Origin of the sequence: Brevibacterium sp. 239c (assembly GCF_900169365.1) — a bacterium.
Lineage (GTDB): Bacteria > Actinomycetota > Actinomycetes > Actinomycetales > Brevibacteriaceae > Brevibacterium.
The window spans coordinates 1-16,352 of record NZ_FXZH01000030.1 but is presented as its reverse complement, the minus strand read 5'-3'; the positions used below and the strand labels follow the sequence as shown (position 1 = coordinate 16,352).

General features: G+C 60.6%; 16 protein-coding genes and 1 pseudogene. 10 read left to right on the top strand and 7 right to left on the bottom strand.

Annotation, left to right across the window (positions count from 1 at the left end):
• The first annotated feature begins 46 nt into the window (after positions 1-46).
• A complete protein-coding gene (locus BSP239C_RS19110) occupies positions 47-883 on the top strand; it encodes a MetQ/NlpA family ABC transporter substrate-binding protein (RefSeq protein ID WP_101574930.1) in 837 nt (278 codons plus the stop codon).
• A 208-nt stretch (positions 884-1,091) separates the two neighbouring features.
• On the opposite strand, the gene BSP239C_RS19105 is transcribed toward BSP239C_RS19110, so the two are convergent.
• Both BSP239C_RS19105 and BSP239C_RS19100 read right to left on the bottom strand, forming a co-directional pair.
• Positions 1,092-1,991 carry a serine hydrolase gene (locus BSP239C_RS19105; RefSeq protein WP_101574929.1) on the bottom strand — a complete coding sequence of 300 codons (900 nt, stop codon included), beginning with the start codon at positions 1,989-1,991 and terminating at the stop codon, positions 1,092-1,094.
• Positions 1,988-2,929: a LysR family transcriptional regulator gene (locus tag BSP239C_RS19100; protein WP_096147154.1), complete on the bottom strand. Its 942-nt coding sequence runs from the start codon at positions 2,927-2,929 to the stop codon at positions 1,988-1,990. The genes BSP239C_RS19105 and BSP239C_RS19100 overlap by 4 nt, the downstream gene beginning before the upstream one ends.
• 131 nt (positions 2,930-3,060) lie before the next feature.
• On the opposite strand from BSP239C_RS19100, the gene bla reads away from it, so the two are divergent.
• The 4 genes from bla to BSP239C_RS19080 all read left to right on the top strand — a co-directional run bounded on the left by bla (position 3,061) and on the right by BSP239C_RS19080 (position 6,006).
• The gene (bla, locus tag BSP239C_RS19095) at positions 3,061-3,975 is read left to right on the top strand and encodes a class A beta-lactamase (protein ID WP_101574928.1); all 915 of its coding nucleotides are present in this window, start codon (positions 3,061-3,063) and stop codon (positions 3,973-3,975) included.
• Between the two features lie 84 nt (positions 3,976-4,059).
• Positions 4,060-4,527 carry an SRPBCC family protein gene (locus BSP239C_RS19090; RefSeq protein ID WP_101574927.1) on the top strand — a complete coding sequence of 156 codons (468 nt, stop codon included), beginning with the start codon at positions 4,060-4,062 and terminating at the stop codon, positions 4,525-4,527.
• A 101-nt stretch (positions 4,528-4,628) separates the two neighbouring features.
• Complete coding sequence (locus tag BSP239C_RS19085) at positions 4,629-5,402, top strand: NAD(P)-binding domain-containing protein (RefSeq protein WP_101574926.1); 774 nt, start codon at positions 4,629-4,631, stop codon at positions 5,400-5,402.
• 40 nt (positions 5,403-5,442) lie between these two features.
• Entirely contained in the window at positions 5,443-6,006 is a 564-nt protein-coding gene (locus BSP239C_RS19080; protein ID WP_096147146.1) for an antibiotic biosynthesis monooxygenase, read from the top strand.
• A gap of 19 nt (positions 6,007-6,025) precedes the next feature.
• Here the strand turns inward: BSP239C_RS19080 and BSP239C_RS19075 are convergent, their stop codons facing one another.
• Together BSP239C_RS19075 and galE are read right to left on the bottom strand one after the other, a co-directional pair.
• Positions 6,026-7,921, bottom strand: coding sequence for a formate--tetrahydrofolate ligase (locus BSP239C_RS19075; protein WP_101574925.1), 1,896 nt, complete (start codon positions 7,919-7,921; stop codon positions 6,026-6,028).
• Positions 7,922-9,014: 1,093 nt separating this feature from the next.
• Complete coding sequence (gene galE, locus BSP239C_RS19065) at positions 9,015-10,004, bottom strand: UDP-glucose 4-epimerase GalE (RefSeq protein ID WP_101574923.1); 990 nt, start codon at positions 10,002-10,004, stop codon at positions 9,015-9,017.
• A gap of 289 nt (positions 10,005-10,293) precedes the next feature.
• On the opposite strand from galE, the gene BSP239C_RS19060 reads away from it, so the two are divergent.
• A complete protein-coding gene (locus BSP239C_RS19060) occupies positions 10,294-11,331 on the top strand; it encodes a hypothetical protein (RefSeq protein WP_101574922.1) in 1,038 nt (345 codons plus the stop codon).
• Between the two features lie 5 nt (positions 11,332-11,336).
• Here BSP239C_RS19060 and BSP239C_RS19055 read toward each other — a convergent pair whose 3' ends face one another.
• A complete protein-coding gene (locus BSP239C_RS19055; protein ID WP_180959109.1) occupies positions 11,337-12,377 on the bottom strand; it encodes a Vms1/Ankzf1 family peptidyl-tRNA hydrolase in 1,041 nt (346 codons plus the stop codon).
• A 194-nt stretch (positions 12,378-12,571) separates the two neighbouring features.
• Between BSP239C_RS19055 and BSP239C_RS19050 the strand changes: the two genes are divergently transcribed.
• The 3 genes and pseudogenes from BSP239C_RS19050 to BSP239C_RS19035 all read left to right on the top strand — a co-directional run.
• Positions 12,572-13,003, top strand: coding sequence for a TetR/AcrR family transcriptional regulator C-terminal domain-containing protein (locus BSP239C_RS19050; protein WP_257930291.1), 432 nt, complete (start codon positions 12,572-12,574; stop codon positions 13,001-13,003).
• Between the two features lie 300 nt (positions 13,004-13,303).
• The gene (locus tag BSP239C_RS21455; RefSeq protein ID WP_101574918.1) at positions 13,304-13,486 is read left to right on the top strand and encodes a transposase; all 183 of its coding nucleotides are present in this window, start codon (positions 13,304-13,306) and stop codon (positions 13,484-13,486) included.
• Positions 13,441-13,792, top strand: a pseudogene (locus BSP239C_RS19035) (integrase core domain-containing protein); the annotation flags it as partial. The gene BSP239C_RS21455 and the pseudogene BSP239C_RS19035, both read left to right, overlap by 46 nt.
• Positions 13,793-13,949: 157 nt before the next feature.
• Here the strand turns inward: BSP239C_RS19035 and BSP239C_RS19030 are convergent.
• A complete protein-coding gene (locus BSP239C_RS19030; protein ID WP_101574941.1) occupies positions 13,950-14,315 on the bottom strand; it encodes a VOC family protein in 366 nt (121 codons plus the stop codon).
• Between the two features lie 73 nt (positions 14,316-14,388).
• Positions 14,389-14,682, bottom strand: coding sequence for a hypothetical protein (locus BSP239C_RS19025; RefSeq protein WP_101574917.1), 294 nt, complete (start codon positions 14,680-14,682; stop codon positions 14,389-14,391).
• Between the two features lie 358 nt (positions 14,683-15,040).
• Here BSP239C_RS19025 and BSP239C_RS19020 point away from each other — a divergent pair, with 358 nt between their 5' ends.
• Complete coding sequence (locus BSP239C_RS19020) at positions 15,041-15,850, top strand: pyridoxamine 5'-phosphate oxidase family protein (protein WP_101574940.1); 810 nt, start codon at positions 15,041-15,043, stop codon at positions 15,848-15,850.
• Positions 15,851-16,352: the final 502 nt, after the last annotated feature.

Here is a 16,352-nt window from a genome sequence, read left to right as displayed (position 1 = left end):
CCACAATCCTCACCGCACTGACGCACTACTGAAACCAAGGAGAACCATGAAGACCAAGCTCATCGCCATCGCCGCGAGTGCGACCCTGCTGCTCTCAGGCTGCGGCCTCGTCGGCGGCGGAACCGACTCGGTCGGCGAGAAGGACGGCGACATCACCAAGCTCACGGTCGGTGCGACCCCGGTCCCACAGGGAGACATCCTGCGCTACGTGGACGACAACCTCGCCGAGGATGCCGGCCGCGACATCGAGATCACCGAGTACACGGATTACACCCTGCCGAACAAGGCTCTGTCCGACGGTGACATCGATGCCAACTACTTCCAGCACAAGCCCTACCTCGACTCCGAGGTCGAAGGCCAGGGATACGAGCTCACCGCCTTCGACCCGATCAACCTCGAACCCTTCGCCCTGTTCTCCAAGAACATCAAGGACGTCAAGGATCTGCCCAAGGGCGCGAAGATCGGCATCAACAACGATCCTGCGAACCAGGGCCGTGCACTGAAGATGCTCGAAGAGGCCAAGGTCATCACCCTCAAGGACGGTGTCGACGCGGTCGACGCGAAACTCTCCGATGTCGAGGGCAACCCGAAGAAGGTGAAGTTCGTCGAGGCCGACGCCGCGCAGCTGGCTCGCACCCTCCAGGATGTCGATGCCTCGGTCATCAACGGAAACAACGCTCTGGAGGCCGGACTCAATCCGGCCAAGGACGGAATCGTCCTCGAAAAGGCTGAGGACAACCCCTACGGCAACTTCCTGGCCACGCGCACCGAGAACAAAGACGACGAGAACATCAAGAAGCTCGACGAGCTCCTCCACTCCCCCGAGGTGAAGAAGTTCATCGAGAAGAAGTGGTCCGACGGATCGGTTCTGCCCAGCTTCTGAACCGACACCATCCATCTGCGATAAGAGCAGTCGCTGGAATCAACGGTTGGCGCCTTCTCTTCGAAATCTCGACGATCTTCGAAGAGAAGGCGCCAACCGTTTAGCACATTTCCGAACGGTTCGGATCTGAAATGAGCGAATACAACCGGACAGGTGCCTCGATCAGTGTTCACGTGCTGGGCGCGGACTCGCACAAGGCAGAAAGACCTCATCTGAGCGCGTCGTGCAGTGCCCGAGCGGCCGCCCCAAGAGCCGCCTCCGCAGCCGGCTGCACAGCGGCCGGGTTTCTCGACTCGCTGAGGACGACGACAGCGATCGTCTGCCCATCGGCGTGCTCGACAACTCCGATCTCGTGCCGAAGGTGCAGCAGAGTCCCCGTCTTCGATGACCACCGAGCCGCATCGGACATGAAGTCGGGCGCCAAGCGGTGGCGCATGACGTTGCCTGCCATGAGCTCACGCAAGCGGGATGCAACCACGGGACTGATGCGACCGGGACGCCACAGCTGAGCAAGAAGTTCTGTCAGCACGGAGGCTGTGGCAACATTCGCCTGCGCAGAGTCGAGTTGCCAGATCCGATGGCCTGCTCCTGCCGAGAGACCAGCGTGCGCAAGCTCGAAGGCCAAGTGAGCCTCCGGAGACGGAAGACTCTCCAGCGGTGTCCTCACGAGAGCATCGAGATGGTGCCTGACCTTGATCTCGCCGAAACCCAGGTCCGCGAGTTCACGTTGGACCAGCTCGATGGGCACGAGCTGGAGCAGGGCATCGGTGGCGGTGTTGTCGCTGAAGCACACCGAGAGCATGAGCAGGTCATCAACGGCAATCCGCGCAGGATGACGAAAACGACTCGCGCCCGTCGAACCCGCCGGCTTGAATCGACCAGGTTCAACGAGCACCTGATGATCAGCGTCCAGCTTCCCGCTGGCGATGCGGCTGAGCACTGCGAGGGCAATCGGAACTTTCACAACGGAGGCCAGCGGCAGGGAAACGTCGGATCCTACTGAGATCTCAGCCTGTGAGTCGAGGTCCCTGACCACGATCCGGGCCCGCAATCCGGCTGCCTCGAGCTGATCACCGACCTCCCTGACGAGGTGCGCTGCTCTCGTCATCTGGCCTCCCCTGCCGCCGTCTCACCTGACGCCGGCTCAGCCTCAGATGCACGATTCGGGGTGCCACCCAGGCAGTCTGCGATCTCCTCACCGAATTCCCCGAGCGCCGAAGCATCTTCTGCTGAGGTGGCCGAGAGCACATATCCTCGCTCCACAACGGGGTCGACCAGCGGGGACCACGAGAGGCCGAGCTGCCTGGCTTCATCGATATGGCAGATCAGCAGATCACCGTCGGCGAGGACTCCAGCGACAGCTGCGGGATCAGAGGGCCCGACGACCACCTGGTAGGGAAGCAGACCGGCTTCTTCGGATGCTCTGCGGATACGACCTCGCACGTGCGGGACATCATCTTCATTGAGCAGCCTCAGCCTCCGACCGGCCAGCCTGGCTCCGCTTCCTGGAATCGGCGCGCGGGATCGTCGCAGATCGGCAACGCGCACAGCAGGCAAGCTCTCGGAACGGTGGGCGCACCCCAGCTGAACCGTCCATCTCCCTTCAGCCGCGGGAACGGATCGAAGCGCTGCTCGGACTCGTCGAGCAGTGAGGTCCTCGACTCTTCGTCCCGGCGGGCCGGGATGAAAGTCGATGCGCAGCCCCCGAGCATTCGCCGAGGCGGCCAGTACAGCGAGATTTCTGGTCGAGCACAAGTCGGGCACCGCCAGAGACACCGGCCGCAGCTTCGCCCGGTCGGCATCGAGCATCATCTCGTCGGCCAGCTCGACCAGTCGAGCGGCAGAGGACAGCATGTCCCGCCCGAACGGTGTGAGACTCACTCCTCGACCGGTCCGCTCGAACAGGCGGGCTCCGAATTGTCTCTCAAGCCCGGCGATACGACGACTGGCCACCGGCTGTGGAACACCATCGGCCGCGGCTCCGAGTGTCATGCTGCCGAGTTCGCTGACCGCAGTGAATGTGCGGCAGGCTTCAACTAGGTCCATCACCTCATGGTATGCGTTTCTGATATGTATAAGAGAAAACTGATCTTCGACAGCATGAGAAGAGTGCAGAAGAGTGGTTTCCACCCGGCCAGACAGGGCTGAAGAGACTGACGAGAGATTGGATCAACCCGATGAATGTACGACCGTGGAGACTGCTGACTGCAACGACACTGACCTGCGCGCTGGTCGCAGGCTGCTCACCTGCTGATGCGAAATCGGAACTGGGTACCCAGACACCGAGTCCGGACCGAACCAGCCAACAAAAGGTCAGCGGCGAACTCGAATCCCTTGAAGAGGATTTCAAAGCACGAATCGGAGTGAGCGCCGTCGACACGGGAAACGGGACAAGCTTCGACTACAGGTCCGATGAACGTTTCGGCTTCGCCTCAACTCTCAAGGTGTTCGCAGTTGCCGAGCTGTTGGCTCGCACCACGTCCGCTGACCTTGACGAACAGGTGACATGGACCCAGGCAGACGTCGACGAGGCCGGTTGGACTCCGGTGACGGAGAAGCACGTCGATACGGGACTCCCACTGAGGGACGTCGCCGAAAGCGCGCTGCGAGTCAGTGACAATGCAGCCATGAACATCGTGCTCGACGAAATCGGTGGACCTCAGGAACTCGACGCAGCACTCGAAGACGCCGGCGATCCGACCACCGAGGTCATCGACGAGGAACCAGAGCTCAACGACGTCGACCCCGACAGCTCCGATAACACCACGACCCCCAAGGCCTACACCGCTGACCTACAGGGGCTGCTCGACCCCGATCGCCTGCCCGAAGACGACCGTGAGGTGCTCCTCGAATGGATGTCGGACAATGAGACCGGCGATCCCCTCATCCGCGCCGGCGCACCGAAGGGATGGACGGTGAAGGACAAGTCGGGCCACTCGGATGGGATCCAGAACGACATCGCCGTCGTCTACCCTCCCAACGAGGATCCGATCATCATCACCGTGCTCACACAGAGCGAGGACCCCGACTCCGAGGATGGCCCGGCCCTTGTCGCGGCAGCAGCTGAGGCCGTCTTCGACTCATTCGTCTGAGGGCAGCCGGAGCGTGGCGCACTGGGCGCAGAGATGACATGCTGCGAGTCGGCGCCGACCTGAGAGATCGGTAGAGTTGCCGGCATGACCGAATCTCTCACATTCTCCGATTCCATCCTCGTTGCGGCCGACCCGGCAACCGTCTACGCAACCGTTTCAGACGTGACTCGAACCGGCGAATGGTCACCGATATGCAGGGAGTGCTGGTGGGACGAGGGCGACGGTCCCCGGATCGGAGCCTGGTTCACCGGACGCAACGTCACCACGGACCGCGAGTGGCAGACCCGCAGCCAGGTCATCGTCGCCGATGAGGGACGTGCGTTCGGGTGGAGTGTGGGACCGGGACGGGTTCACTGGACATACAGTATGCAGGAAGCAGAAGGCGGCACACTGCTCACTGAATCGTGGGAGTTCCTACCGGAGGGCCAAGCCTTCTTCGGCGAGAAGTACCAGGACCAAGCCGCCGAGCAGATCGCCGAACGAACCGCGGCTGCGCGGACGGGCATCCCTGAGACTCTCAAAGCAATCAAGCAGGTCATCGAAGCCCGCTAGAGCTTCATCGGTTCTGGACGCAGCCGGACATGAATGCTATTGAATGGACGAGGCGAGATCTTCACACCGATCTTCTCAACGGCGTTTCCAGGAGGCAGTTCATGGGCACAGGCATCGGGATCATCGGAGTCGGCGAGATCTCCTCGGCGATAGTGCAAGGTGCGTGCTCAAGCGATGACCACCCGGATTTCTTCCTCTCCCCTCGAAATGTCCGACGTTCGGCACAACTTGCCCGCGACTTCGACCGGGTCGAGGTCTGCACGAGCAATCAGGACGTCGTCGATCGCAGCGAACACATCATCCTGGCCGTGCTGCCTGAGCAGACTGAGGCGGTACTCTCCGAGCTCAGCATTCCGGCCGACCGCACCATCGTGAGCGCAATCGCCGGGATCTCAACCGATACCCTCGCATCGCTTCTCCCGAAGAGTCCGAGCATCGTGCGCGTCATCCCGCTGCCGCCCGTGCGCGAGCGCCGCGGTGTCACCCCGGTCTATCCTGGCCACTCGGAAGTCGAGAGGTTCTTCGATACTCTCGGCGGCACCGTTGTGGCAACGACCGAAGAACTTTTCAGCACCTTGTCGGCCACAACAGCCACGATGTCGTCCTACTATGCCTTTCTTCAGGGCATTGCCGACTGGCTCGTCGAACAAGGATGGGAGAGGGCAGCTGCCGAACGCATCGTTCGCGGCCAATTCGCCGGTTTGGGCAATACCCTCGCGACTACCGACACCCCCTTCTCTGATCTGGTCAAGGGCCATGAAACCCTTGGCGGCCTCAACGAGATGCTCCACCGGGAGTGGATGGACGCGAACAACCACGCCGCACTCGCCCGATCACTTGATCGGATCTTCGCACGTGTAAGCGGAAGCGACTGACCAGAAGACTGCCACGGCAGAATTGGCTAAAATCTCCCCTATGTCCCACCACTCTCCGATCACTGTGTCGATCACGCGCACCGTCCTGCCCGAGCACCATCGGCGGTTCAACGCCTGGGTGCAGGCGGGGCAGGAACTGGCACGCGAAAGACCCGGGTATCTGGGGTCCGGGTGGGTGAGGACAGCACCGGATTCGGACGAGTGGCATGTGCTCTACCGGTTCGCCGATGAGAAGTCGCTGCGGGCCTGGGATGTCTCCGAAGACCGTCGCTGGTGGATCGACAGTGCGGCCGAACTCGTCGAGACCACCCGGGTTGAGCATCGGACCGGAATCGAGGGATGGTTCGAATCTCGTGGAGAGGAGACCCTGACGATCCCTGAGACGGTCGTTCCCCCTCGATGGAAACAGGCGGTGAGCATCTTTCTCCCGTTCTTCCCGCTGAGCCTACTCTCGACGTTACTCCTCATGCCTCACCTCGAGAGCTGGCCGACGGCCCTCGCCGTCTTACTCAACATCTGCATTCTCACGCCGTTGATGACATACGTATTCCTGCCGGTGAGCACCCGTCTGCTGCGACCCTGGCTGCAAAAACCTCGCCGCTAGGCCAGAACATAGCGCGCGGTCAGAACAGACCGATGATGTCCCCGTCCTCGTTGACGTCGATGGTCAGAGCTGACGGTTCCTTGGGCAGACCCGGCATCGTCATGATGTCACCGGCGATGACGACGACGAAGCCGGCACCTGCAGAGAGCCGCACATCCTTGACCTCGATGATGTGATCCTTCGGCGCCCCGCGCAGAGTGGCATCCGTGCTCAGTGAGTACTGGGTCTTGGCGATGCAGATGGGGGCATCGCCGTAGCCTTCGTCCGTGAACTGTTTGAGCTTGCGCGTGACCTTCGTCGGCAGATCCACGTCGGCGGCACCATAGATCCGCTGGGCGATCGTGCGGATCTTCTCTTCCAGCGGACGGTCGAGCTCGTATGAATACTGAGCCGCCCCTCGGTCTGAACGAGTTGCGGACGATCTGTGCTGACTTTTCCCTTGAGAATCAGCACGGATCGTCCGCGACTCTTCCTCGCCGCCCTGAGACTCGGAGTTCTGAGACTCGGAGCCCTGAGACCCAGTGTCACTGATTTCAGCGTCTCCGGCGGCAACACCGCCAACGAACACCGACCCGTCAGCAACGGCAGCACCGGCATTCCCGGCTCCACCGGCAGCCTCAACGACCGCCTCGGCGAGCGCCAGCGCACCCTTGCCACCATCGGCCCAGTGGGTCGACTCGACGGCAGCGATTCCCCGAGACCGCAGGTGCTGGATCGCGGCTGCCATCTCCTCGTCGGTGTCGGTGGGGAACCGGTTGAAGCACACGACCGGGGTGATCCCGTAGATGTTGAGAAGATTGCCGCAGTGGTGTTCGAGATTGTTCATTCCACCGATCACAGCGTCGATGTTCGGCGTCTGCACGTCTTTGACCTCGACGCCGCCGTGATACTTCAGCGCCCGCAGGGTCGCCACAACAACCACGGCAGAGGGCCAGATGCCGGCAGCGCGACACTTGATGTCGAGGAACTTCTCGGCCCCCAGGTCGGCACCGAATCCGGCCTCGGTCACCGTCCAATCACCCAAGGTCATTGCGGCCTTCGTCGCGAGCAGGCTGTTGCAGCCGTGGGCGATGTTGGCGAAGGGTCCGCCGTGGATGAACGCCGGCGAATGTTCGAGGGACTGCACAAGGTTGGGCGCGAGCGCATTGCGCAGCAGCGCCGTCATCGCGCCTGCGCCACCGATGTCGGCGACCGTGATCGGTGTCCGTGATCGGCTGTGGGCGAGGACGATGCGTCCCAGTCGCTCCTTGAGGTCGGTCAACGAGGTGGACAGGCAGAAGACCGCCATGACCTCACTGGCGACGACGATGTCGAAGGCATCCTCGCGGGGCACTCCCCCGTTGATGCCGCCGAGTCCCACGACGACGCCGCGCAGCTCCCGGTCGTTGAGGTCGACGACGCGGCGAATGTGGACCCGCCTGACGTCGACATCGAGTTCGTTGCCGTGATGGATGTGGTTATCCAGCATGGTCACGGCGAGGTTGTTCGCCGCAGCAATGGCCGCGAAGTCACCGGTGAAATGGAGGTTGATGTCCTCCATCGGCACGACCTGGGCGTATCCGCCGCCGGCAGCGCCGCCCTTCATCCCGAAGACCGGACCCATGCTGGGCTCGCGCAGGGCCAGGATGGCTTTGCCGACTTCCGGTTTCGAGCGTGCCAGCTCATTGAGCCCGTCGGCCAGACCGATGCTCGTCGTGGTCTTACCTTCGCCCGCTGGGGTCGGGCTCATGGCCGTGACGAGGATGAGCTTGCCGTCGGTGTTGGATTCGGCGGCCCTGTTGAGAACGTCGATGGGGACCTTGGCTGTGGTCCATCCGTGGGGGATGATTTCCTCTTGAGCCAGGCCCAGTCCAGCGGCGACATCGACGATGGGATCGAGCTCGGCGTTGAGCGCAATATCGAGATCTATGGTCATAGTGCCATCATGCCGCTTCTGCGCTGGTTTGTGACCACCTCAACGGCTATGAATTCACTCGGTTCGCGCCGAGCCTCCCAGTGCGTGATGAGGATCAACTGGTCAGTTCGAGGTGTTTCAACTGGTCATATCGCGACCTTTGCACTGTGCAGATCGCGGGGTACCCCCGACTCTCGCCCAGCAAACTCCGAACACCCCGGGCAGCTGCTCATGAGGTCGTGTCGACACTGACGAACGTGGAGGAGGAATTTCTCGGCCGAGTCGAGTGATGCCCTCCGGGATTGGATGGCCGCAATCCGTGCCGCGATCACCTCAACACGTCCCGATTCACCACGATGAAAAATGGCCCGAATCTCTGTCAGGCTCGTTCCTACGCCCTATCGGGAAAGGACGATTCAACATCGAGCGAGATGTTCCTTCCCGTACAGTCGATGACCCGCGGCGTCGCGGTCCGGCACCACTACATCCTCAGTTACGAAGAGCCCCATTCCCCTTCCATCGGAGCCGCAATGCCGTCGAACGATCATTCGCCTATGCCAAGCAGTGGAGACATCTGGCCACCAGATTTATCAAACTCGCGATCGTTTCTCGAGCAACAGACGTGATCAGTGCTAAACCCAGCGTGCCTACGTCACAATAGCTGATAATTTTACGACGGCTTCACCTTCGGAGCCTGCAGAAATCTACAGCCAGCCGGCGTAATTGTTCAGGCCGACCGCGCGGGCATATCAGACGTGGTGAAGGTGCCTCCGGGGTGGTCATGAGCGAATCGACACTGGCGGGGCCCCTTGCGTTGAAAGCGAGATGATTTACCTCTTGGTGGCTCCGATCGTGGTTCAGCACGGTCGAGTTTGGTGACGTTGTCAACGTCAGGATAGCGCTACCTCCGATGCAGGGTTGTCCCTGCAACCAAGTACGTGTACGTGAGCCCGAGGCGATTCAATAGCCAGCCCGACTCCATTTGAAGCCTCCTCGATATCCGCGACCCAGGCTTCGATGTGATGAATACCAGCCATCACGTAAGGCCTGTGAACAGATCTGAGAAAATAGAAGACACGCCCTAATTCGAGGTCAGCGCCACTACTCGGTGTACCTACCCCTCCGGCAGCATCCCCGCGGCCTCAACCGCACTGCGCACGATCTCATCGAGATCGAATTCGGCCTTCCAGCTCAGCAGTGCACCTATGCGGGAGACGTCGGCGACGAGTGCGGGCGGGTCACCGGCGCGACGCTCGCCCATTTCGGGCACGATCTCACGTCCGGTCGCCTCGGCGATGGCGTCGATGACTTCCTTCACCGAGGCTCCGGTTCCGGTGCCCACGTTGAACACCGTCTCCGAGGTGGCACCGGACTTCATGTAGTCCAGCGCGGCAATGTGCGCCTCGGCGAGGTCCTTGACGTGGACGTAGTCGCGGATGCATGTGCCGTCGGCGGTGTCGTAGTCATCGCCGAAGATGATGGGGGCCTTGCCGGCGGCGATGCGCCCGAGCACGATCGGGATGAGGTTCATGACGGCGGTGTCGGCGAGCTCGGGCCAGCCGGCTCCGGCGACGTTGAAGTAGCGCAGCTTCACAGCGTTGAACTTCTTACCCTGTATGTTCGCCGAGGTGATCGCATTGTCGATCATCCATTCGCCGATGAGCTTCGTCTGGCCATACGGGTTGATCGGTCTGCAGTCGAGGTCCTCACCGACCATCTCGACATCGGGCATTCCATAGGTGGCGGCCGAGGAGGAGAAGACAAGGGAATCGATGCTGGTGCGACCTGCAGCGGTGAGGACATTGGTCAGTCCTCCGATGTTCTGGCGGTAGTACATAATGGGTTCTTCAACCGACTCCCCTACCTGCTTCTTCGCGGCGAAGTGGATGATCGAATCCACCGAGTGCTCTTCGATTGCGGCGACGAGCCGGTCCTCGGCATCGGCGGCGGCCAGGTCGAGGCTGACGATCGGCAGGCCGGTGACTCGGCTTTCAATCCCGGTGGAGAGGTCGTCGACGACGAGGACGTCATCGCCGCGCTCGGACAGCAGCCGCACTACGTGGGAGCCGATGTATCCTGCCCCTCCGGTTACCAGAACACTCATCTGCCGGTCTCTCTTTCACTAGCTCTCTGACAGCGATCGATGCGCTGCGTCGTATCCACTTCAGCATGGTTGGCCCACGCATGGTTTAGCCACCTCAGAATACGTGACCGGCAAGGTTTCGGCAGACATCAAACCGCACTGAGTGACCAGTGTGGACTTGCCCCGAAGTCAGGACAGGCGGGCCCCAACCCTCTGTTCAAAAACCACCATCACTGCGAGAGTGAGAATGTCGGCGATCCACCCGCCCCCTGACCCGTGGAGGACACCATGGACGAAAGCACCTGTTGCGATGCACCTTCTCCTCATCTCTGACCCCGGCCTGCCGAGCCGTCGGGTCGCGGCGATCAAGGACGAGCTCGAAGAGCTGCTGGCGCAGAACTTCGACGCAGACGTCCACGTCGACACGTGTCCGCAGTTCATCAAGGTGCAGGCAGACCATCAGTTGGAGATGTCGACCATCGACTCGGTCGTGAGCGAGTATCCCAGTGCTGACTTAGTCATCATGCTCACAGACATTCCTCGGCACACCCAGGACAAGCCGCTCATCGCCGAGGTTCTGCCGGACAGAAAGGTCGCTGTGGTCTCGTGCCCGACCCTTGGCGCAGTGACGTCCAAACGCCGCCTGCTCAAGATCTTCATGAGCTGCGTCAATCAGCTGCTGCCCGACGGCCATACAGCTCCGAGGCACAGCCTGCCGAGGTGGGGGCAATGGTCGAGTCGAACCGATTCCGGTCGCCGCACCCTGCATGCTCACACCTTCACCGGCGGCCCCCGGCTCGTCCTCGGCATGACGATGACCAACGAACCCCTGCGCATGGCGCGCAAACTCTCCCGCGCCCTGGCTGCAGCCTCGGCGACCGGTGCCTTCGGCATCTTCTACAGTTCGATCTGGCAGATGTCGCATCACCTGTCGACCCTCCGGCTGATTTCCATCGGCCTCATCGCGATCGCTGTGATGGTCGGCTGGCTGCTGACCGTCAACGGCCTCTGGGACAGACCGGTCAGGGGTCGTCGAGCTCAGGTCGTCTTCTACTACAACCTGTCCACCGTCCTGACCCTGATCATCTGTGTGGGTGCGCTCTACGTTCTGCTGGTTGCGGGCATTCTGGTGGGCAGTCTCATCGTCATCGACCCCGACTTCATGGCCCAGATCATCGATCGCCCGGAGGCGAAGTTCACCAACTATCTGGACATCGCCTGGCTCAGTGCCGCGATGGGTGTCGTCGCCGGCGCGCTCGGATCGACCTTCGACAGTGATGTCGACGTGAAGAACATGACCCATGCTCAGCGCCTGCGCTCACGCGTCTACGTAGCAGAGGAATGCTGACAGAGTCAGTCGGCTAGCGCAGTGGCAGCATCATAGCGCAGGATCGCCGCTATTCCGTCTGCAACGTCTCCGTCGATGAGGCCGACGTCTGCTGAGGAGAGAACAGCGTCAGCCAGAATCGCTCCCTCACCGTCAGCACCGACATCGTAGTTGAGGAGCACGGTCGCCACGGCCCCGCGCTGGGCGGCCTGAGAGACCTTGTCCGCTCCTTCCACCGCAAGGTCGTGCGCCTTGCTGTAGGAGAAGTTCTCTGTGTGCTCGGTCTGTTTCGCCTGGACCCTGTCAGAGGCCAGCGATTTCAGGGCGTCGTAGAGCGCTTCTTCAGCAGCGTCATCATCCGTGCCTCCCTGATCGGTTTCCTCGAGGAGTTCGGTGACTCGAGTCGACAGCTCGGCCTTCACTGCGGTGCGGCCCTGGACTTCACCGGCCACGACCACAAGGTCCGGTTCACGGGCGCGAACAATCTCATCGACGTGGTCAGCGACTGCGCGAGCGTTGTCTTTGACGATTTCATCGGCCCGCCGTCGAATCTGGTTGTGCGACAGCGCGCCCTGACGTGGTGCGTGAATGTCCTCATCGTTGTCGCCGCTGATGAGTGACTCATCCTGCTGCTGCGCCTCATGCTGAGGGGATGCTCGCAGCTCACGGATGGTCGCACCTTCCTGAGAGGCGATGACGAGGACCATGTCGACCAGGCGGCATCCTTCACGGACATAGGCACCCAGCTCGGGAACCTCCCCGTAATGTGCAGCGTCACCGGTGCCGACCGCAGCATCCCAGTGTTCGTCGAGGACGACTCCGGCTGCATTCGCAACGACGGTTCGTCCATCGGTCTGAACTTCAGTGATGTCTTCGACGATCAATGTGCCATCGAGGTGTCTGAGGATCTCATCTGCCGCGCCGGCGTTCGCGAGGTTCTCACGGAGTTCGTCCCACCTCAGCCGCACCTGCTTCTCAGCATCGGCAGCCGGAGAACGTCCTTCCAGATACACGGTGGCAAAGGGACCCTGATTGTCATATACGGTGCGTAGATTTTCGAGGTTCATCATCAGCTCCTCATCTGTTCTCGTCGACGTCTGCCGACGATCGCGGGAAGTGCTCGTGGGAAGTTCAAAGACGACCGGGCGCTCGGCGAGAATACTCGACGGTCACCCCAGCCGACTCACGGTGACTCAATCAGCTCCATTCGCCGTCGGGTGCCACGTATTCGTGCGATCAACCCAGACTTACACCTATCCCAGTGCTTGTAAACACCCTCGTGGCGGCCGCCCCCTCTTATGGGAACCTGCCTTCTGCGTTATTGTCGAATAAGAACAAGGGAAGCGATCAGCATACGCCGGAAGCACCTTGGCTACGTCCCCCGCTGCGCAGCCTGAGATGGGTCGATCATTTCCTTGCTTCCCTCCAGGACTGCGGTTTCTCGGATTCAGCTGCCGTCGATGTGCACAAGGCATTCACGAGCTTCCTCCTCGGCGCACTTCTGCTTCGAGTCGCTGCCTTAGGAGCGGCCATCAGCCCTGAGGACGCACCGATGGTCGAGGAGACCTCGCTCGATAAGTATCCAACCCTCCAAAGGCTGCGGAGTGAACTTGCCGAAGACCACCCTCAACGCGAATTCGACGATGGTCTTGACAGTCTGATCGAACGAATACGCACCACCCTGCAGTCTTAGGTCGAAGTCTCCTCTGACACGGTGGTCCGACTGCCCGACGGCAGATTCATAGCGGGATCATCGAGGAATTTCAGCGCAATAGGGCATGTGACAGTCACCTTCATATGGCGATTGCGCACATCCCTCAGCGATCTGGTCATGAGTTCCTTGCAGTGATGTGCTGCGTCAAGGATCCCTATAGCTTCGCAATAGATGAACATGACCTCCTTCTCGTCGATCGTATAGTGCAGCGATGCCACAAGTTTTCCCGGAAGATAGAGATCGAACTTCGAGGCTTGGTCGACCTAGGGATTTCGGACAGTGTGCCCTCTTGAACTGAGGGCATTTCTCAAAGAGAGATCCGGGAATGTGACCGCAGCACGACGACGGTTCAGTCAAGAGTTCAAGGACGAGTTGTGTCAGGAGGTGATCTCGACCTCGAAGCCGATTAAGAGCGTCGCAGAGACCCATGGTGTCGGCGCGGAGGCTGCCGCGGACATATAACCTACATTCACACCTGGCAGGGCTTCGTCTATCTCGCCACTGTCATCGACTGCTCGCCTAGATATACGTTCCTCGATGGGCAGGACCGGCGTGTGCCGGGACAGTGCGATGGCTGAATCGTTCTTCTCAGCGTTGAAGAACGAACGCGCCTACCGCACTGCTTACGCTGCCAAGAAGCAGGCACGACGTGACGTCATCGCCTACATTGAGGGGTTCTACAACAGCCGCCGCTGGCACTCGGGCCTCGATTACCAGCGCCCCAACGACGTCCACGATAGTTACCAGCAGCCAGCCTTGGCAGCGTAGAGAAAACTATCAATCCGCTGTCCGAAATCCCCGAAGCGGCCCACACTGAGAAACGCAAAATTGCCGCGCAGAGCATAGGCGGTCAGAGCCCATCGAACTCTATTCGCCTATTCGTACGTTTCCTTCAGCGCCTGTCCACCTCTTATGTCGGAGAAGATCAGTGCAGAACGAGGCAGAACGGGCGTCCGATCGGGTCGGAATAGACGCGGAAATCAGGGTGCTCGTCGGAATCATCAATCAACTTACCGCCTGCGAGGAGGACAGTGGGCTCGGCGTCTTCAAAGGATTCCACCCGGATGTCGATGTGCACCTGCAAAGGAACGGTGTTGTCCGGCCAGGTCGAAGCGACATAGTTGTCTGCTCGCTGGAACGATAGAACCTGTCTCCCTGACGGTTCGAACAGGTTCACCCAATCGGTGTCTTCCATCGGGGAGATATAACCGCCCAGAAGCGTCTGATAGAACTTGGCGTTCTCCAGAGGAGCCGGACAATCCAAGGCCGTTGTGTTCAATGTGCCGATCATCGTTGATCCTTCTTCCAACTGGTTGTGTCCTGCCATTGCCCATCCTGGTCTGAGACGCCCTCACAGAGCCACCTCAGTCTGGTGGCTCTGCAGAAGTTTCCTCTTCCTCCTTGGTGTCTCCACCGCGAAGGTCACGCGCTTTGTCGGAGGAGGCGGCTTCGGCTTCGGCCTGTGCTTCTTTCGGGTCCTTCTCTATAGGAACGTCATGCTCTGCGGCAATACGCTCGAGTTTCTCCTCGGGACTCTGCGAAGTTCCCTCTGCTTCCGTCTCGGCGCTCACTCCGACGCCAGCAGCCTCAATGTCCTGCTCAGCGCCGTGTTCCTGTCCTGCTGCACCGTCTGGCAGGTTCTTCTTCTCGTCGCTCATGGGCTTCTGCTCCTATCTGAGTTCAACGCAATCAAGCCACTCGATGATTGGACGGGTGCCCGCCGAATGGGCATCACGATTCGTGTTCTCGACGCTAGACCCCCCGTGGCTTGGGATCAAGGCACGGACACGATAAGGCGCGGCATTCCTTTCCCCCTAAGCGTATCCCTAGTGTTTTCGATGCGATTCGCAATCAACTATTCGTCCCACGCTCGTTGAGAGTCCACCCTGGGTACAACACCATGAGATGTGGGGCCGTCGCAGGCTCTTTACGCGCGCCTTTGGGGCCTGTTGCTCAGCGCTATCCCATGTGAGAATGATCGAACAGCGGCCATGCATCGTCTGGAAGGGAATGTTCATGAACAGAAACACGAACGACGAGTCGACCACCGAGTCGAAAGCGCGCGATATTGCACAGAAGTTGGATGAGGCGACCGAGCCCCTGGGCGGCACCTCACAAGTGGAGTCGCGTGCGAAGGTCGGGTACACCGAGGAAGACGTCGAGAGCCGCGCTCAAGACACCGCAACAGAACAGGGAGTGAGTCTGCATCGCAATCCCGACGGATCGCATACAGCGGTCGATGAGTCCCAATCGCAATCAGGCAAAGCACGGCATCATTTGGATGGAGCCGCTGCGGCCGGCAATCCCGACAGCGGAAAGTTCGATGAGACGAAGCCGGAGGCTGAGTCCGCGACCGACGACCTCAGGCAGGCCGATGTCGTCAAAATCCTGCGCGGCGCGGATTCCGTGATGCTCGCGACAGCGCTCAGTGACGGCACGATCCTCACCCATCAGATGGCACCCCAGGAGATCACGGATGACGCCGACGTATGGTTCTTCCTCGATCTCGGCGGCGCTCAGACAGATGCACTGAAAACCAACCCTGCAGTCAATATCAGCATCGCCGAGGCGGGCAACTGGCTTTCCGTAGCCGGTCACATCGACTTCGTCGACGACCGCACTAAAATCAAAGAACTCTGGTCCAAATCTGCCTCGGCCTGGTTTGCAGACAGCAATGACCCGAACCTCGGCCTCGTCAAGGTCACTACCGAGTCTGCTCAGCACTGGGGCCTGCCCGGTGGCAAACTCTCCGGCCTAGTGAGAATCGTCAAGGCCAAAGTCAGCGGTGATCGCAGCCCAGGAGGTACGGCGACCACGGAACTCTGAGCCAAACCTGTCACACTTTTTCGGCGAGGTGGTCGCACGGTCTCGTACCGTGCGACCACCTCGCCGAGTCGTTGCTGAGGCTAAGACTACGCGCACGAGGAAGATTGATGATCCCAGGAAGCATGCACGTTCTGTCGCTCCATGATCGAATGATTCTCGACCTGGACAAGATGTCGCCAAGTTCGCGCCAACGAGACGATCTCTGTGCACGGATCGACTTAGCCCCTGATCGTTTCGAGACAGTTCTCGAAGGGCTGGCCAATACGGATGCCACCTACACTTATGCTCCCGAGGTGGTTCGGGTGATCCGGCATAGACGAGCCGAGAAATTTAAGTTCGAAAAACGACACGGGCGGTGGAAGACGAAGAATGGTGCCCCCGTTACCTTTTAAGTAGCCCCGACTTCCGTCAGGATAGAAGGGGTCGCTGGCCTAAGATTCCCGGCATGATTCATGCCCCCAGCCGTTCATGGTCCGGGGGGTGTTGTCACCGGGAGTCGTAG